The sequence below is a fragment of the Ensifer sp. R-19 genome, assembly GCF_049905105.1.
In the GTDB taxonomy this organism is placed as follows: Bacteria; Pseudomonadota; Alphaproteobacteria; order Rhizobiales; family Rhizobiaceae; genus Ensifer.
This window is the reverse complement of sequence record NZ_CP184569.1, coordinates 1952268-1966307: the sequence shown is the minus strand read 5'-3', so window position 1 is coordinate 1966307 and position 14040 is coordinate 1952268. Positions and strand designations below refer to the sequence as shown.

Annotated in this window: 14 protein-coding genes and 3 pseudogenes; 9 read left to right on the top strand and 8 right to left on the bottom strand. The window is 63.3% G+C overall.

Annotated elements, in window-relative coordinates:
- Positions 1–117: 117 nt before the first annotated feature.
- From ACN9MO_RS09605 to ACN9MO_RS09590, 4 genes are all read right to left on the bottom strand, one after another.
- Positions 118–420, bottom strand: coding sequence for a hypothetical protein (locus tag ACN9MO_RS09605; protein WP_113133113.1), 303 nt, complete (start codon positions 418–420; stop codon positions 118–120).
- A 324-nt stretch (positions 421–744) separates the two neighbouring features.
- Complete coding sequence (locus ACN9MO_RS09600) at positions 745–876, bottom strand: hypothetical protein (protein ID WP_280137725.1); 132 nt, start codon at positions 874–876, stop codon at positions 745–747.
- A 334-nt stretch (positions 877–1210) separates the two neighbouring features.
- A complete protein-coding gene (locus ACN9MO_RS09595; RefSeq protein ID WP_176907390.1) occupies positions 1211–1378 on the bottom strand; it encodes a hypothetical protein in 168 nt (55 codons plus the stop codon).
- Positions 1379–1804: 426 nt separating this feature from the next.
- Entirely contained in the window at positions 1805–2173 is a 369-nt protein-coding gene (locus tag ACN9MO_RS09590) for a tetratricopeptide repeat protein (RefSeq protein ID WP_057254007.1), read from the bottom strand.
- A 413-nt stretch (positions 2174–2586) separates the two neighbouring features.
- Between ACN9MO_RS09590 and ACN9MO_RS09585 the strand changes: the two genes are divergently transcribed.
- The 6 genes and pseudogenes from ACN9MO_RS09585 (at position 2587) to ACN9MO_RS09560 (ending at position 7394) form a co-directional block, all read left to right on the top strand.
- Positions 2587–2976 carry a hypothetical protein gene (locus ACN9MO_RS09585; protein WP_113133112.1) on the top strand — a complete coding sequence of 130 codons (390 nt, stop codon included), beginning with the start codon at positions 2587–2589 and terminating at the stop codon, positions 2974–2976.
- Positions 2861–4301, top strand: a pseudogene (locus tag ACN9MO_RS09580) (terminase large subunit domain-containing protein). The gene ACN9MO_RS09585 and the pseudogene ACN9MO_RS09580 overlap by 116 nt, the downstream one beginning before the upstream one ends.
- A 60-nt stretch (positions 4302–4361) precedes the next feature.
- Entirely contained in the window at positions 4362–4778 is a 417-nt protein-coding gene (locus tag ACN9MO_RS09575; RefSeq protein ID WP_057254011.1) for a hypothetical protein, read from the top strand.
- Between the two features lie 125 nt (positions 4779–4903).
- Positions 4904–6721, top strand: a pseudogene (locus ACN9MO_RS09570) (portal protein); the annotation flags it as partial.
- Between the two features lie 108 nt (positions 6722–6829).
- Positions 6830–7033: a hypothetical protein gene (locus ACN9MO_RS09565; protein WP_082616116.1), complete on the top strand. Its 204-nt coding sequence runs from the start codon at positions 6830–6832 to the stop codon at positions 7031–7033.
- Positions 7020–7394: a DUF1515 family protein gene (locus tag ACN9MO_RS09560; protein ID WP_057254447.1), complete on the top strand. Its 375-nt coding sequence runs from the start codon at positions 7020–7022 to the stop codon at positions 7392–7394. Before ACN9MO_RS09565 ends, ACN9MO_RS09560 begins: the two co-directional genes overlap by 14 nt.
- A 357-nt stretch (positions 7395–7751) precedes the next feature.
- On the opposite strand, the gene ACN9MO_RS09555 is transcribed toward ACN9MO_RS09560, so the two are convergent.
- Positions 7752–8783 (bottom strand): GlxA family transcriptional regulator, encoded by a 1032-nt coding sequence (locus tag ACN9MO_RS09555; RefSeq protein WP_244495699.1) that lies wholly within the window; start codon positions 8781–8783, stop codon positions 7752–7754.
- 118 nt (positions 8784–8901) lie between these two features.
- Here ACN9MO_RS09555 and ACN9MO_RS09550 point away from each other — a divergent pair.
- Positions 8902–9919: pseudogene (locus ACN9MO_RS09550) on the top strand (alpha/beta fold hydrolase).
- Between the two features lie 72 nt (positions 9920–9991).
- Complete coding sequence (locus tag ACN9MO_RS09545; protein ID WP_057254016.1) at positions 9992–10957, top strand: MBL fold metallo-hydrolase; 966 nt, start codon at positions 9992–9994, stop codon at positions 10955–10957.
- Between the two features lie 79 nt (positions 10958–11036).
- On the opposite strand, the gene ACN9MO_RS09540 is transcribed toward ACN9MO_RS09545, so the two are convergent.
- From ACN9MO_RS09540 to ACN9MO_RS09530, 3 genes are read right to left on the bottom strand one after another with little or no spacing between them, the layout of a single operon-like run.
- Positions 11037–12149, bottom strand: a complete 1113-nt coding sequence (locus ACN9MO_RS09540) for an NADH:flavin oxidoreductase (protein WP_057254018.1) — start codon at positions 12147–12149, stop codon at positions 11037–11039.
- Between the two features lies 1 nt (position 12150).
- Positions 12151–12543: a RidA family protein gene (locus ACN9MO_RS09535; protein ID WP_113133111.1), complete on the bottom strand. Its 393-nt coding sequence runs from the start codon at positions 12541–12543 to the stop codon at positions 12151–12153.
- A 41-nt stretch (positions 12544–12584) separates the two neighbouring features.
- Positions 12585–12977 carry a RidA family protein gene (locus tag ACN9MO_RS09530; protein ID WP_057254022.1) on the bottom strand — a complete coding sequence of 131 codons (393 nt, stop codon included), beginning with the start codon at positions 12975–12977 and terminating at the stop codon, positions 12585–12587.
- Between the two features lie 141 nt (positions 12978–13118).
- Between ACN9MO_RS09530 and ACN9MO_RS09525 the strand changes: the two genes are divergently transcribed.
- Positions 13119–14027 (top strand): LysR substrate-binding domain-containing protein, encoded by a 909-nt coding sequence (locus ACN9MO_RS09525; RefSeq protein ID WP_057254024.1) that lies wholly within the window; start codon positions 13119–13121, stop codon positions 14025–14027.
- Positions 14028–14040: the final 13 nt, after the last annotated feature.

The window sequence follows — 14040 nt, the reverse complement described above, 5'->3', positions numbered from 1 at the left end:
TTCCAAAAAAAAGGCCCGTCGGTTGTGGTGACCGGCGGGCTTTTCTGTTCATGCTTGCAAGTCAGTTAGCCGCATGTCGTTTATCGCAAAACCGCTGCCCACTTTTGCGCGACATGCCTATCGGCTGCTCTTCGGAAGCCCCTCGTCGAAGCGGGTCTTTTCGCGCGCCGGGTCGTCGTCGAGGATTTTCTCCTCGCCGTCTTCGGGCAGGGCGTCGTCCGGGTTCACATTGGCCTCATCGCGGCTCGGAACCGGCGGCACGCGGCCCTGGTCACCCGGCGGAATGTCATCGCCCTCAGGAACCAGATCGACCGGCAACGGCGGGATCCTGCCGATCGGCACGACGGTCGGTTCTGCGGGTTGCGACAGGTCTTCGGGTGTCTGCCTGAGATCACGTGATTTCGGGTTCGCCTTGCTCATCCTCGCATCTCCTCGGTTGGTCATGTCGAAGGAGTAAGGCGAGGAGGCGGGAAAGGTTCCCGGCTGCCGGGCAGGGGAACGTCTGTGAGAGGAAGGGAGCCAAAGTGCTCGCTGTCGCCAGTCGACGCTGTCCGCGCTCAAGATGGTGCGGCCCGGCGAACGAGTGGCGCTGCGAAGCGGGCGCTTGCGCGCTTAGCACGTTTCATGGAAGAGCCAGCGGCTCTAAAGCGTCGCGATCTTTCAGATTCGCTCCTTGCGCTTTAAGTTCTTGATATTTCGCATGTCGTTGTCGCAAAACCGCTGCGCACTTTTGCGCGACAGGCTTTAGAACTTCAACCGGGCGTCGTCATGCTCGGGAGGACGGTGTGCGTCCTTGCGGCGCATTCCGTAGGCAAGCGCAAGCCCCAGGATGGCGGAGCCGACGACGATGGCGGCGAGTGCGAAGAAATTCTCCATGGCATTTTCCTCCCAAGGGGAAGCTTAACACAGAATGCGCGCAAACAAATGGCGTGGCACCGAGATTGCGCGTCATGGTTACTCAACGCGTTTCGGCGCCGGAGGTTCAATCAGCAAGCGCCGAAGCGAGGCGAACGGTGCCGGCAGGCTCCGTGCATGGCGGTGCTGTCATACGCGGACTGGACAGGCAGCCTGCGGTCGGCGACGCTCGTCACAGGGCCGTTCAGTTTTGGGTTGTCGCAGCAAAACCGCTGCGCACATTTGCGCGACGTGCTTTATTGGTTTGTCGCGTGTCGTTATCGCAAAACCGCTACGCACTTTTGCGCGACATGCTTTAGTAGCCGGAGCTTCCGCCGCCCTGGCTCATGCCTTGGCCGCCTTGCGTGCCCTGGTTTCCCTGGCTTGGGGCAGGGGCGGTGCTGCGGCTGGCCTGGTCGGTGGTGCAGCCGGCAAGCGCGACAAGCGCCGCGATAACAGCGGCAAGCAGATATCGTGGGGTCATGGGATCCTCCCGTCGTCGTGGGAACGGCCTTCGACCGCCTCGCCATCGAACCGGACATGGCACGCCTGGTCCTGGCCGGCGGCCCATCGCCGCGGGGCAAAGGCAGTGTCGCGTGCCGGGCGTAACTATATCACCAAACGATGGGAGCGGGCGGGCGAGACGGCAGGTGGGCGTGAGGCGAGCGACGCAGGCGGCTCGCGAAAAAAAAGAACAAAACAGAAACAAATTTAGGTGGCGGGGCTTGCCAAGCGCCCGGAAGCGGGCTAAGGATATTACAGGCTGGCCGTTTCGTCATTGAAGCGGCCTTTTTGATTCCGGGTCAGCTAAGGCGAGCGGCCTACAGCGCCGCGCGTCTTATCGGACGCGCAAAGGTCGCCTGACCGTTGCGGATCGTTACGGTGCTTCGCGAAGGCCGGTTGGCGCTTGCTATGCTTCCTGTTTGGCGATCTTGCCGGAAACGGCGCGGGCGGGCTCAATTCGCGCGCGCGGTTGCCCAATGTTGCGAAGCCAGCGCGAGGCCTCTTTCGGATCGCGCTCGACGCCGAGCCCCCTTTGATAGATGGTGACGAGACGGGCCTGCGCGGCGGGATGACCCTGGCGGGCGGCCTGCCGGTTCCAGTGAAGCGAGGCGGCGTAGTGTTCCTCGCCGCCGTCGTTGAAATAGATTTCGGCCAGTTTTGCCTGGGCGTCGACGTTCCCCGAGGTGGCCAGTTCAAGCAACCTGGGCGAGATATTCGTTGCGGAGGGCCGCGGGGTGAAAATGGTCTTCAACTTACTGAACGCGTTGCGGATCATCTGACACCTGTTGCATCCATCGCACGGTTCCCGCAGCGGGCCTGCTAGGCTGATAAATTACTCAAAATCTTGAACTACTTTGGCTTTTCCCTGGCTAGCAGGGCGCTTGCGATGCATTCCGCCAAGAGGACCCGAAACGGGGCAACCCGGTGGGCCGCATTGATGACCGGATACAACCTGAAGTCAAGGTTGCAAGCGTGACATCCGGCGTGACACCCGCAATTTTCTGTGATCGGCTGTCACGCTCGGCGCGCGTTGCGCTGTCCGCGGTGACGGCGCTCGACGATTGGCAGGTGCGCCGAGCCATTCGAGCAAAGACGAGGTGACGGACCGAAGTCGAGGCCGAGTGCCTTTTCTGTCAAAGCCGCGGCTGCCAGCAGGCTCAGCGGCTCAGCCTGCCCGGAGTAATTTCCATGACAAGCAAACCAGCCAAGGACCCGAAAACCGGGCGTTTTTTGCCGCGCGCCGACCGGGCAGGTGCGGTCATCCGGCCGCGCGCCCGCAAGGCGGTACGCACCAAACTCGGCGAGCTTTTCCTCGAAGACATGCTTTCGGCCTGGGAAAGCCGCGGGGCAGCGGCGATCCACGCGCTGATCGAGAAGAACCCGCATGATTTCCTGAAGGCCGTCGCGGCGCTGATGCCGAAGGACGTGACCATCAATGCCAACCAGATCGGCGAGATGACGGATGAACAACTCCTTCAGCGGATCCGCAAGCTCGACCAAACCATCCGGCCTTTCCTTGCTGCTCAAGGAGCGGATGGAGCTGGCGATGGAGATCGGGCGCCGGCAGAACACGAATAGGCTGCTCTATTACCGGCCCTATGCGAGGCAGACGGCATTCCATGAAGCAGGGGCCACGTTCCGCGAGCGGCTGTTCATGGCCGGCAATCAGCTCCGCAAGACGCTGGCCGGTGCTGCGCAAGCGGCGATGCATCTGACAGGCGACTATCCCTCTTGGTGGGCGGGCCGACGGTTCGAGCGGCCGATCACGATGATCGGCGGCTCGGAATCGCACGAGCTGACACGCGATGGCGTGCAGCGGCTGCTCGTCGGCCCGCAGATGAGCGAGGAGGATTGGGGCACCGGCTATATCCCGAAATCGAATATTTCAGGCTGGACCCGGCGTTCCAGCGCTTCCGGCGCGCTCGACAGCGTGACGGTGCGCCATGCTTCGGGCGGCACCTCGACGCTGCTTCTCAAAGCCTATGAGCAGGGCCGGGCGAAAATGGCAGGCAAACACGGTGGACTATGTCTGGTTCGACGAGGAGCCGCCGGAGGATGTCTATTTCGAGGGCATCACCCGCACCAATGCGACGGGCGGCTCGGTCGCCGTGACCTTTACGCCGCTGAAAGGCATGAGCTCGGTCGTCAGCCGCTACCTGCTGGAACCCTCCGAAGACCGGACCGTGGTGACGATGACGATTGACGATGCCGAGCACTACACGCCGCAGGAGCGCGCGAAGATCGTTGCGAGCTACCCGGCGCATGAGAAGGAAGCGCGCACCAAGGGTGTGCCGACACTCGGCTCCGGCCGGATTTTCCCGGTGACCGAGGAACAGATCCGCGTCGAGCCGTTCGAGATACCCAGGCATTGGGTGCAGATCGGCGGGCTCGACTTCGGCTGGGACCACCCCTTTGCCGCAGCGCTTTGCGCCTGGGACCGGGAGGCCGATGTCTTCTATGTGACCCGGGTCTACCGCGAGCGCGAGGCGACGCCGATCATCCATGCGGCGGCGCTCAAACCTTGGGGGCCCTGGCTGCCGTGGGCGTGGCCGCATGACGGGCTGCAGCACGACAAGGGCTCGGGCGAGCAGCTGGCGGCGCAATATCGCGGGCAGGGGCTGGCGATGCTTTTGGAGCGTGCGACCTTCGACGACGGCACCAACGGCGTCGAGGCGGGGATCTCCGACATGCTGCAGCGCATGCAGACCGGGCGCTTCAAGGTGTTTTCCACTGCGAGCGAATGGTTCGAGGAGTTCAGGCTCTACCACCGCAAGGATGGCCGGATCGTGAAAGAGCGCGACGACGTGATTTCGGCCTCTCGTTATGCGCTGATGATGAAACGCTTTGCCCGGGTGAAGGCGGACGCCGCCGCCTGGGCCTTTACCGATCGGAAGGTTCTCTGATGGCAGAGAACACCCTTGCCGGAAGCGAACTTTTAACGCGGGCTCGCTACCAGTGCGGGTATGTATTTTTTCTGGGGAAGCAAACGAAGGCTGATTTGGGCGCTGCTTGGCGTGCTGTTGGCGATTTCGATTTCAGCCGACCTACTGCACCAGAGCGGCATCGTAACGGCCAGGAGCGCCACGCTCTCGGTCTATGCCTGGACAATACTGTCTTTCACCTTCATTGCCGCGTTGATACTGTGGCGCGAGCCCGACTACGTTTCCAGGTTCTTCGACGTTATTCCGGTGGCAGAGATGAAGCGAGCCTACCTGGGGCTCGGAGGCTTAGTGACGTTCGCTGCCCTGTCGAGTGGCATGGCGCGGCAAGAGGGGTTCATGCCCATCGCTCAGTTCGTCGCGTCGGCCAGTGGCATATTCGTTCTCCCAGACTGGTTGGCCGCGGTCAGGTCTCATCGAAGGTCTCGCCGCAAGGGGTGATGCAATCGATCGACGGCTGCCCTCCGTTGCCGACCTGTCCAACATTCTGCAACAACAAGCGGTGAGCTGGCGACCTAAGGTTTCTCACCCCGGTGTTCGCCGTCACCAATCCCTCACGACAAACGATGTTCATGCGACATCTTTCCGCTGCCGATCAACCCCAGGGCGCGGCCGCACCGTTCGGGCCGCGCGTGACAACGGCAGCATCTCAACCATATTCCTCCCTGAAAGGTTCTCTGATGGCAGCGATGACGAAACCGGAACTGACGGAGCTCGTGAGCCAGCTCGTCAGGGATTGCGAGGACTATCGCGACCAGCTTTCGGCCACGCGTGTGCGGGCAATGGAATACTACGACGGCGTGATGGCCGACGTGCCGGCGGAAGCGAACCGCTCGAAGGTGGTTTCGCGCGACGTGCGGGCGGCGGTGAAGAAGGTGCTGCCTTCGCTCATCCGCACCGTGCTTGGCAATGACAAGGTGGTGGAATACCAGCCGGTCAACCAGGGCGACGAGGCAGGCGCCGAGCAGGCGACCGACTACATCAACTACATCGTCTTTCCCGAAAGCGACGGCTATGACGCGGTGCAGAATGCAGCGCATGACGCGCTGAAGCTCGGCAACGGCGTGATCCGCTGGTGGTACGAGAAGAAGAAAAGCGTCGAGGTTTCGACCCATAGCGGGCTCGACGAGGCCGCCCTGGTGCAACTGATCGCCGACGACACGGTGGAGGTGCTGGAACAGGCGCAATCGGTCGAACGGATCGAGCTGCCCACCGGGCCGGTGGAGCAGCCGGTCTTCACCGTCAAGATCCGCCGTACGGCCGAGCGTGGGGCGACAAGGCTTGCCGCCGTGCCGCTCGAGGAATTCCTCGTTCATCCAGATGCGATCTCGATCGACGACAGCCCGATTGCCGGCATCAAGCGGCGGATGCGCCGCTCGGATCTGATCGCCATGGGCTACGACCGTGATCTCGTCGAAGGTTTTGCCATTGCCGGTAATGCCGATGGCGAGGACGAAGAATTTGCCCGCAGGCGCGGCATCTTCGGCGACGGCGAGGAGACCGCGACGGCGCTGCAGGAGGTGGACTACTACGAGCTCTATGTGAAGGTGGATGCGGACGACGACGGCATTGCCGAGCTTCGGCGCCTGGTCTTTGCCGGCGGCACCGGGGCCGACAACCTGCTCGAGGATGCGGAATGGGACGAGGTGCCCTTTGCCGATCTCATAACCGAGCGGCGGCCGCACCAGCGCGAGGGCAATGCGATCACCGACGACATGGCGGAGATCCAGCGGGTGAAGACCGTGCTTCTGCGCCAGACGCTCGACAATCTCTACTGGCAGAACAACCAGCAGCCGATCGTGCAGGAAGGGGTGATCCAAAACCCGGAATCGGTGCTGAACCCGAAGTTCGGCCAGCCGATCCGCGTCGGCCAGGGCGTCGATGTGCGCGGCGCCGTTGGCTACACGGCGGTGCCGTTCGTGGCGCGGGAATCCTTCTCGATGCTCGGCTATCTCGACCAGGAGGCGACCGATCGCACCGGCATTTCCGATGCCTCGAGCGGCATGGCGCCGGATGCGCTGCAGAACATGACGGCGAAGGCGACCGCGCTCGTCGAACAGGCGGGCATCGGCCAGACGGAGCTGATGGTGCGCACCTTCGCGCAAGGGCTGAGGCGGGTGTTCAAGGGGCTGCTTGGGCTGACCATCAAGCACCAGGACCGGCCGCGGGCGGTGCGTCTGCGCGGCAAATGGGTGACCTTCGACCCGCGCCACTGGAACGCCGGCATGGATGCGACCGTCAACACCGGGCTTGGTGCGGGTACCCGCGAGCGCGACATGCTGATGATCCAGATGATCCAGCAATTGCAGGAAAAGCTCTTGACGACGCTCGGGCCGGACAATCCTTACGTCTCTCCCGACAATCTCTACAACGGCATCGCCAAGACCGTGGAGGCGGCCGGGCTGAAATCGCCCGACCTCTACTTCACCAAGCCGACGCCCGAGGACAGAGCCGCGCTCGCGAAAAGCGCTTTGATTACGATTCCTGCCTTGATGCAGGCGGGTTGTGGAACTTCGCAACCGGCCAGTGTTCCGGGTCTGCGGGGCGTCGTCGGAACTGATCTCGTCGGCGCGCGCGGCGCGACTGCTGCCGATCAACGCCGGATTGATCGCACGGCCGTTGGCCTCTGTGCTGCGGAAATCTGGACACGGGCGGAATGCGCCAGGCATGGGGGGCGCGCCGATGTCGGCAGTTGAAATCGATGTTGCCGTTCACCGCCAGCTCGGCGAATTGGTTGCGGGCATGCGCGGCTTGCAAGAATCCATCCGCCGGATCGAGGAGGGCAGCCGCCGTGCCGAGGACAAGTACGCCGCCATTCATGGCAGCGTACATCTACGCATGGAGCAGCTGGTCGATCGCGTGGGTGAGATCGAGGCGTCTGTCTCGGCGATCGGTGCGGACGTCGCGGAGATGAAGCCGGTGACCGACGACGTCAGGCGCTGGAAGCTGATGGGGATCGGCGCATTGGGCGTCACCGGCATCGCGGCGATGGCGCTGGGCGTCAGCTTCGCCGAGGCGATCCGCCGCGTCGTCTTTGTCATCATGGGCAAGGGCTGACGGGGCCGTCTGAGATCGGAGGCGCCGCGAAGGCCTAAGCTGGGTCGACGAGATTTGCCGGCCGAGTTCCGAGACAAGTCAGATCTGGATTGACCGCTCGTCCAAGGAAGATCGTTCCAAACCACTATATTCAATGCACGCCGCGCGCCCCAACGGGCGCGCGGCGGTTTTTGCGTTTTCTATCCCTTCGGGGTCACCAAGACTGCGTTGCCGTCGCCCATGATCGGCTTGTTGTCCTTTATCGGGGGAGCGCCAGGTGGGGAGAACCTACCAGGAGATGCGCTGTGGGCTGTCACTTTGGTCGGGTCTTGAGCGGATGCAGCTTGCTGGCGCGCTCAATCGACGGAGCGCCCTAGGTCACAAAGCCGGCACCGCATTCGGCGCTCCTGCGGCCATTCGCCGGGCACCATCCGATACCGAGAAGCGGAGGCGATATTCCTTTGGCGAGAGACCGAGGATCTTGCGGAAGATCTTGCGGTAGGCGTTGGTGTCGTCATAGCCGCTCTGCCAGGCGACCTGCTCGATCGACAGATGCGAGCGCTCCAGCAGATCGCGTGACTTGGCGATCCGCAGCCGCTGGCAATACTCCGTCGGGTTGAAGCCGGTCGCCTTCTGGAAGCGGCGCAGGAACGTGCGGTCGCCGAGCCCGGCGCGCTCGGCCATCATCTGCAGCGTCACGCCCTTGGTGCTGGTGCCATGCAGCCAGTGCTGGATCTTGAGGATGACGTTGTCGCCGTGATCGAGCTTCGGCGCGAAGACGCTGTAGTAGCTCTGCTCGCGCGCGCCGGGATCGATAATCATATACCGCGCCGTTGCCAGCATGACGTCGGTTCCGAGGAAGCGGTCGACGAGTTTCAGCCCGAGATCGATCCAGGCCATCATGCCGCCGGCGGTGATGATGTCGCCCTCGTCGATCAGCAGCCTGTCGGTGTCGACGCGGACGTTGCCGTAGCGGTCGGCGATCAGGCCCTGGTGCGACCAGTGCGTGGTGATGGTGCGGCCAGCAGCGAGGCCGGATTCTGCGAGCAGATAGGCGCCGCCGCAGACGGAGCAGATGGTCGTGCCGCGTTGATGCTGCTCGCGCACGAAGGCGGGCAGGCCGCCGATCCTTTCGCCGACGGGCAGATCGGCGAGCGTCGGCGGCAGGATCAGCGCCACCAGGCCCGAGGAGGGACCCTGGTGGGTGTCGCGTGATTTCGCCACCGAGCCGTCTTCCTGCAGCTTCCAGTGGCTGATGCGGATCTGCGGAGCGTCTACCCCGCTCTGTTCGACCGATTGCATGCTCGCCACCTGGAACATGTCGGTCAGCCCGTGGATCGCCGACATCAGGGCGCGCGGGTAGACGACGATGCCGATCTCCGCCGGTTCGCTTTCCGCTCGTTTTGTCACTTCTGCCCCCATCGTTGTCAGCTTTGCCGGTCGAGAGGTTAGGCCCGCCGTTTTATCAATTCAACCATCGCTTCCACGGGATGGAAGCCGGGCAACAGAGATCGAAAAGGTGAGGACAATGACACAGGCAAAAGCAGTTTCCGCAAGCGTTTCCAATGGCGTTTCTCGCCGCACGGTTCTTTCAGCCGCCTTTGGTGCGGCGACGACCGCAGCCGCGGTCAACGCCATGAACAATCCGGCCAAGGCCGCATCCACAACCGCATCAACCGCCGGCGCGTCCGGCACCGAGGGAGCAAATACCATGGGCAGCCGTATCACCACCCGCGATGGCGTCGAGATCTACTACAAGGACTGGGGTCCAAAGGATGGCCCGGTCGTCGTGCTCAGCCACGGCTGGCCGCTGTCATCGGACAGCTGGGAAGCGCAGGCCTTCCACCTCGCCGCCAATGGCTTTCCGCGTCATCACCCATGACCGCCGCGGCCACGGCCGCTCGTCGCAGCCCTGGGACGGCAACGACATGGATCACTATGCCGACGACCTGGCCGACCTCATCAATGCGCTCGATCTGAAGGCCATCTTCCTTGCCGGCTTCTCCACCGGCGGCGGCGAGATCAGCCGCTATATCGGCCGCCACGGCACGGGCCGGATCGCCAAGGCCGGGTTGATCTCGGCAGTGCCGCCGCTGATGGTCAAGACCGACAAGAACCCCGGCGGCCTGCCGAAGGAGGTGTTCGACGGGCTGCAGGCGGGAAGCCTCAAGGATCGCTCGAAGCTCTACCGCGATATCGCCTCGGGTCCGTTCTTCGGCTTCAACCGGCCGGGTGCGGTTGCTTCCCAAGGCATGATCGACAGCTTCTGGCTGCAGGGTATGATGGGCGGCCACAAGAACACCTACGACTCGATCGTCGCCTTCTCGCAGACCGACTTTACCGAGGACCTGAAGAGGTTCGATGTGCCGACCCTGATCATCCATGGCGACGACGACCAGATCGTGCCGATCGATGCCGCCGCACGGGCCTCGAAGAAGCTCGTCCCGCATGCCGAACTCAAGGTCTATGCCGGCGCGCCGCACGGCATCACCGACACGCACAAGGACCAGCTCAACGCCGATCTGCTCGCCTTTGCCAAGGCCTGATGCTTGCTCGCCGGTGGCGCCCAAGGGCGCACCGGCACCTTTCCTCAGATGTTTCAGCCAAGGACCAGAGCCATGACCTCTTCCCGCAATTCCACCGACGCATCCGGTCCCGACCGTCGTGAATTCCTTGCCGGTTCCAGCGCGATTGCTGCTTCCGCCCTCCTGCCGAAAGGTGCCTACGCCGCTGACGTCCATCGTTTTCAGCACGGCAGTTTCGATATTTCCGTCGTCAGCGACGGCTTCATCATGCTGCCGGTGAGCATCGTGCTGCCGGATGCGACGGCGGAGGAGCGGCCGGACATCATGCATCGCCTCGGCGGCACGCCCGAACGCGCGCCGTTTCATACCAATATCCCTGTTATCCGCACCGGCGGTGATGTCATCGTGGTCGACGACGGTTCGGGCAACCACTTCCAGGAAAGCGCCGGCAAGCTGCGCGCCAATCTGCTGGCTGCCGGCATCGATCCGGGTGAGGTCACGAAGGTGGTGCTGACCCACGCGCATCCCGATCATGCCGGAGGGACCCTTGGTGCCGATGGCAAATTGACCTTTCCGAACGCGCAGTATTTCGTATCGGAGGCCGAGTGGCAGTTCTGGACCGATCCGAACTTCGAAAAGACCATGCCGCAGGCGTTGCATGGCTTTGCCAAGGGCGCGCAGCGCGATCTTTTCGCGGTGCAAGATCGTCTGACCCTGGTCAAGCCCGGCGACGAGATCGTCAGCGGCATGCAGGTGCTCGATACGCGCGGCCATACGCCCGGCCACATCTCGCTTCAGCTTGCCGGTGGCGACGGCGCCGGGCATGAGGGCATGGTGATAACGGGCGATGCGGTGACCAGCAATGCCGTCTTTTTCGAACATCCCGACTGGCATTTCGGCTTCGACACGGATGCGGAACTGGCCTTGAAGAACCGCAAGGCCCTGATCGACAGGGCGGCATCGGAGCGGCTGGCGTTGCTTGGCTATCACTGGGCCTATCCGGGGATCGGGCGCGCCGAGCGGAACGGCTCAGCCTATCGTTTCGTCGCGGCCTCGTAACCGCGGAGAGCAGTCTTCAACGAGCGCGAGCGACGCAACCGACGGGCGCCTTCTCAAGCGCCCGTCGGTCCTTTCTTTCTCAGAGAGCGAGTTCGCTGGCCTTGATGTCGCTGATCGGCGCGAGGAACGGCAGGTCGAACGGGCGAAGATCGTTGCGTTCGACTGTCAGCCGCGGCCAGTCGGGATTGACAAGCGCGCCGCGGCCAAGCGCGATCATGTCGGCTCCGGCTTCCATCACCTCCTCTGCGCGTGCGAGATCGTGCAGACTGCCATTGGCGATGAGGAACAGGCGCGGCGCGTGGCGATGGGCAAGCGCCACGAGTGAGGCGTCGCCGCCGTCGAAGGCCGGCTTCCAAGCTTCGAACTCGGTCACGTGAACGAAATCGGCCGGACTTTCGGCCAGCGTCTTGAACACGCGCGCTGCACCCGGTTCGCGTTCGGCCCATTTGTGCCTGAAGTCGTTGACCTTGCCCTGGGAGAGGCGCAGTCCGAGCGGGACGTTGGGGCCTATCGCCGCGCGCACAGCCTTCAGCACCTCGAGCGACAGACCGAGCCGCTGCACGATATCGCCGCCCCAGCGGTCTGTCCGCCGGTTCGAGAAATCGGTGAAGAACTGATCGAGCAGGTAGCCGTTGGCGCCGTGGATCTCGATGCCGTCGAAGCCGGCGACCTCGATGGCCAAGCGAGCGGCATTAGCGAAGCCCTCGATCGCTTCGGCAATCTCGACCTCGCTGATCTCGCGCGGCAAAGGATAGGGGCCGTCGCCATGGTAGCCGGTCATCTGGGTGCCCTTCGGACGTATGGCCGAGGGGCCTACCGTATCCGGGCGGTAGGGGTTGCCCTGTGCCAATGCGCCGCCATGCATGAGCTGCGCGAAGATGCGGCCACCAGCGGCGTGGACTGTATCGACGACGCGGCGCCAGGCAGCCGCCTGTTCCCTGTCGGTCAGGCCGGGCTGGTCCCTGTAGGTCTGGGAATAGGCATTGTCGGTGTAGATGCCTTCGGTCGTGATCAGGCTGAAGCCGCCGCGGGCGAAGCGTTCGTAGTAGTGCTGCATGCGTTCGCCTGGAACGCCTGCAGCCGAAGCGCTGATGCGGGTCATCGGCGCGACCGACAGGCGGTTGGTGAAATCGAGCCCCTTGAGGGTGATGCCAGTGAAAACGGGAGATGGAAGGATCTGTGGCGCGTTCATCTCAGCGGTCTCCGTCAAGCGCGATCGCTTCCATCTCGATCAGTACATCGGGTGAATAGAGAGAAGAAACCTCGATCATGCTTTCAGCCGGGTAGGGTGCCGAAAGCCACTTGCGGCGAAGGTCGACCATCTTTCCCGCGTTCTCGGTGGAACGCAGGAAGATCGTGGTCTTGACGACCTTGTCGAGCCCGGAGCCGGCCGACTTCAAGGCGCGGTCGAGATTGCGAAAAGCCTGGTTGGCCTGGCGGTCGAAATCGCCAATGCCGACGATTTCGCCGTCGTCACCGATTGCCGCCTGGCCGGAGACAAAGACGAAGCCATTGGCCCCGATTGCCTGGGAGAGCAGGAACGGCGCGTAGGGATCCGGCGTGGTGACGACCTGTTCAAGATGCATGGAATGTCCTTTCGATGCCGGAACGATTTCCGGCGCTCATCTCAACGGCCTGCGTCGAGCGCGATCGCCTCGATCTCGATCAGCGCGTCAGGCGAGTAGAGCGAGGAGACCTCGATGATGCTGTCGGCGGGGTAGGGTGCCGAAAACCATTTGCGACGGAGTTCGATGATCTTCCCGAAATTCTCCATGGAGCGCAGGAAGATCGTAACCTTGACGATCTTGTCGAGGCCGGAACCGGCGGCCTTCAGGGCCCGGTCGAGGTTGCGGAAGGCCTGTTCGGCCTGGCGGTCGAAATCGCCTTCGCCGACGAGCTCGCCGTCATCGCCGATCGCCGCCTGCCCTGAGACGAAGACGAAGCCGTTGGCCTTGATCGCCTGGGAAAGCAGGAAGGGCGCGTAAGGATCCGGCTTGGTGATGACCTGTTCGAGAGACATGCTTTGTCCTTTCATGCTTGAGTTTTTCTCAGCTTGGCGCTGTTGCCTTGGCTGTTGAACTCAATATGCTGAGGAGATAGCAGGCTGACAAAGAGTGATTTCTCAGCTGATAGATGAGATGAATTCTTCCATGAGGATGCGATGAGGAAGCTGCCGCCGCTCGGCGCCTTGCGGGTCTTCGAAGCGGCCGCCCGCCGACTGAGCTTCAAGCATGCGGCGGAAGAGCTGAACGTTTCGGCGACCGCCGTCAGCCACCAGATCCGGCAGCTGGAGGAGATGCTGGAGGTCAAGCTCTTCGAGCGCGAGACGCGACAGGTGCATCTGACGGCTGCCGGCAAGGCGCTGTTTCCGGTGCTGCGCGATGGTCTCGATCGCTTCGAGCAGGCGATTGCCGACGTGCGCCGCCAGCAGGGGAGCAAGGTCGCGCGGCTGACCTCCACCGTCGCCTTCGTCGCCAAGCGTCTGGCGCCGCTCGCCGGCTCGTTTCGCGAAGCCTATCCGGACTGGACGCTGAGGCTCGACGCTTCCAACCGGACGATCGACCTGGAGGCGGACGCGGACGCCGCAATCCGTCTCGGTGGCGGACACTACCCGGGTCTCATAACCGAGCCGCTCTTTGCCGATCGTTTCGCCCCGGTCTGCGCGCCGCGACTGGTGCCGGCAAGTGCTGCGGATCTCAAACGCTCAACGCTCATTCATTTCGATTGGGGTGTGGCGCGCCGAGACGAGCCGCGTGCGCCGGTCTGGCGGCAATGGCTGGAGCGGGCTGGCATCGCAGATGTCGATGCGAACGCGGGTCTTTCGTTTACCGATGAAATCCATGCCGTTCAGGCCGCCGTAGCCGGGCAGGGCATCGGCCTTTTGAGCCTGACGCTGGTCGCCGAGGAACTCGCCTCGGGCATTCTCGTCCAGCCTTTTCCTGTGACGCTCGAAAGCGACCGCTACGATCTCGTCTATAGCCCACGGATGGCAGATCGACCGGCGACGCAGTTGTTGCGCGATTGGGTGATCGCGCAATTCGGCAGCGGCGACTGCCGCTCGCTCCCATAGTCGCCCCACGAAA

Coding starts and splice junctions, on each gene's coding strand:
- ACN9MO_RS09590 (WP_057254007.1), bottom strand. CDS start 2,173: ATGATCCGCAACGCGTTCAGTAAGTTGAAGACCATTTTCACCCCGCGG.
- ACN9MO_RS09560 (WP_057254447.1), top strand. CDS start 7,020: ATGTCGGCAGTTGAAATCGATGTTGCCGTTCACCGCCAGCTCGGCGAA.
- ACN9MO_RS09600 (WP_280137725.1), bottom strand. CDS start 876: ATGGAGAATTTCTTCGCACTCGCCGCCATCGTCGTCGGCTCCGCCATC.
- ACN9MO_RS09535 (WP_113133111.1), bottom strand. CDS start 12,543: ATGCATCTTGAACAGGTCGTCACCACGCCGGATCCCTACGCGCCGTTC.
- ACN9MO_RS09595 (WP_176907390.1), bottom strand. CDS start 1,378: ATGACCCCACGATATCTGCTTGCCGCTGTTATCGCGGCGCTTGTCGCG.
- ACN9MO_RS09585 (WP_113133112.1), top strand. CDS start 2,587: ATGACAAGCAAACCAGCCAAGGACCCGAAAACCGGGCGTTTTTTGCCG.
- ACN9MO_RS09565 (WP_082616116.1), top strand. CDS start 6,830: ATGCAGGCGGGTTGTGGAACTTCGCAACCGGCCAGTGTTCCGGGTCTG.
- ACN9MO_RS09525 (WP_057254024.1), top strand. CDS start 13,119: ATGAGGAAGCTGCCGCCGCTCGGCGCCTTGCGGGTCTTCGAAGCGGCC.
- ACN9MO_RS09540 (WP_057254018.1), bottom strand. CDS start 12,149: ATGAACGCGCCACAGATCCTTCCATCTCCCGTTTTCACTGGCATCACC.
- ACN9MO_RS09605 (WP_113133113.1), bottom strand. CDS start 420: ATGAGCAAGGCGAACCCGAAATCACGTGATCTCAGGCAGACACCCGAA.
- ACN9MO_RS09530 (WP_057254022.1), bottom strand. CDS start 12,977: ATGTCTCTCGAACAGGTCATCACCAAGCCGGATCCTTACGCGCCCTTC.
- ACN9MO_RS09575 (WP_057254011.1), top strand. CDS start 4,362: ATGTATTTTTTCTGGGGAAGCAAACGAAGGCTGATTTGGGCGCTGCTT.
- ACN9MO_RS09545 (WP_057254016.1), top strand. CDS start 9,992: ATGACCTCTTCCCGCAATTCCACCGACGCATCCGGTCCCGACCGTCGT.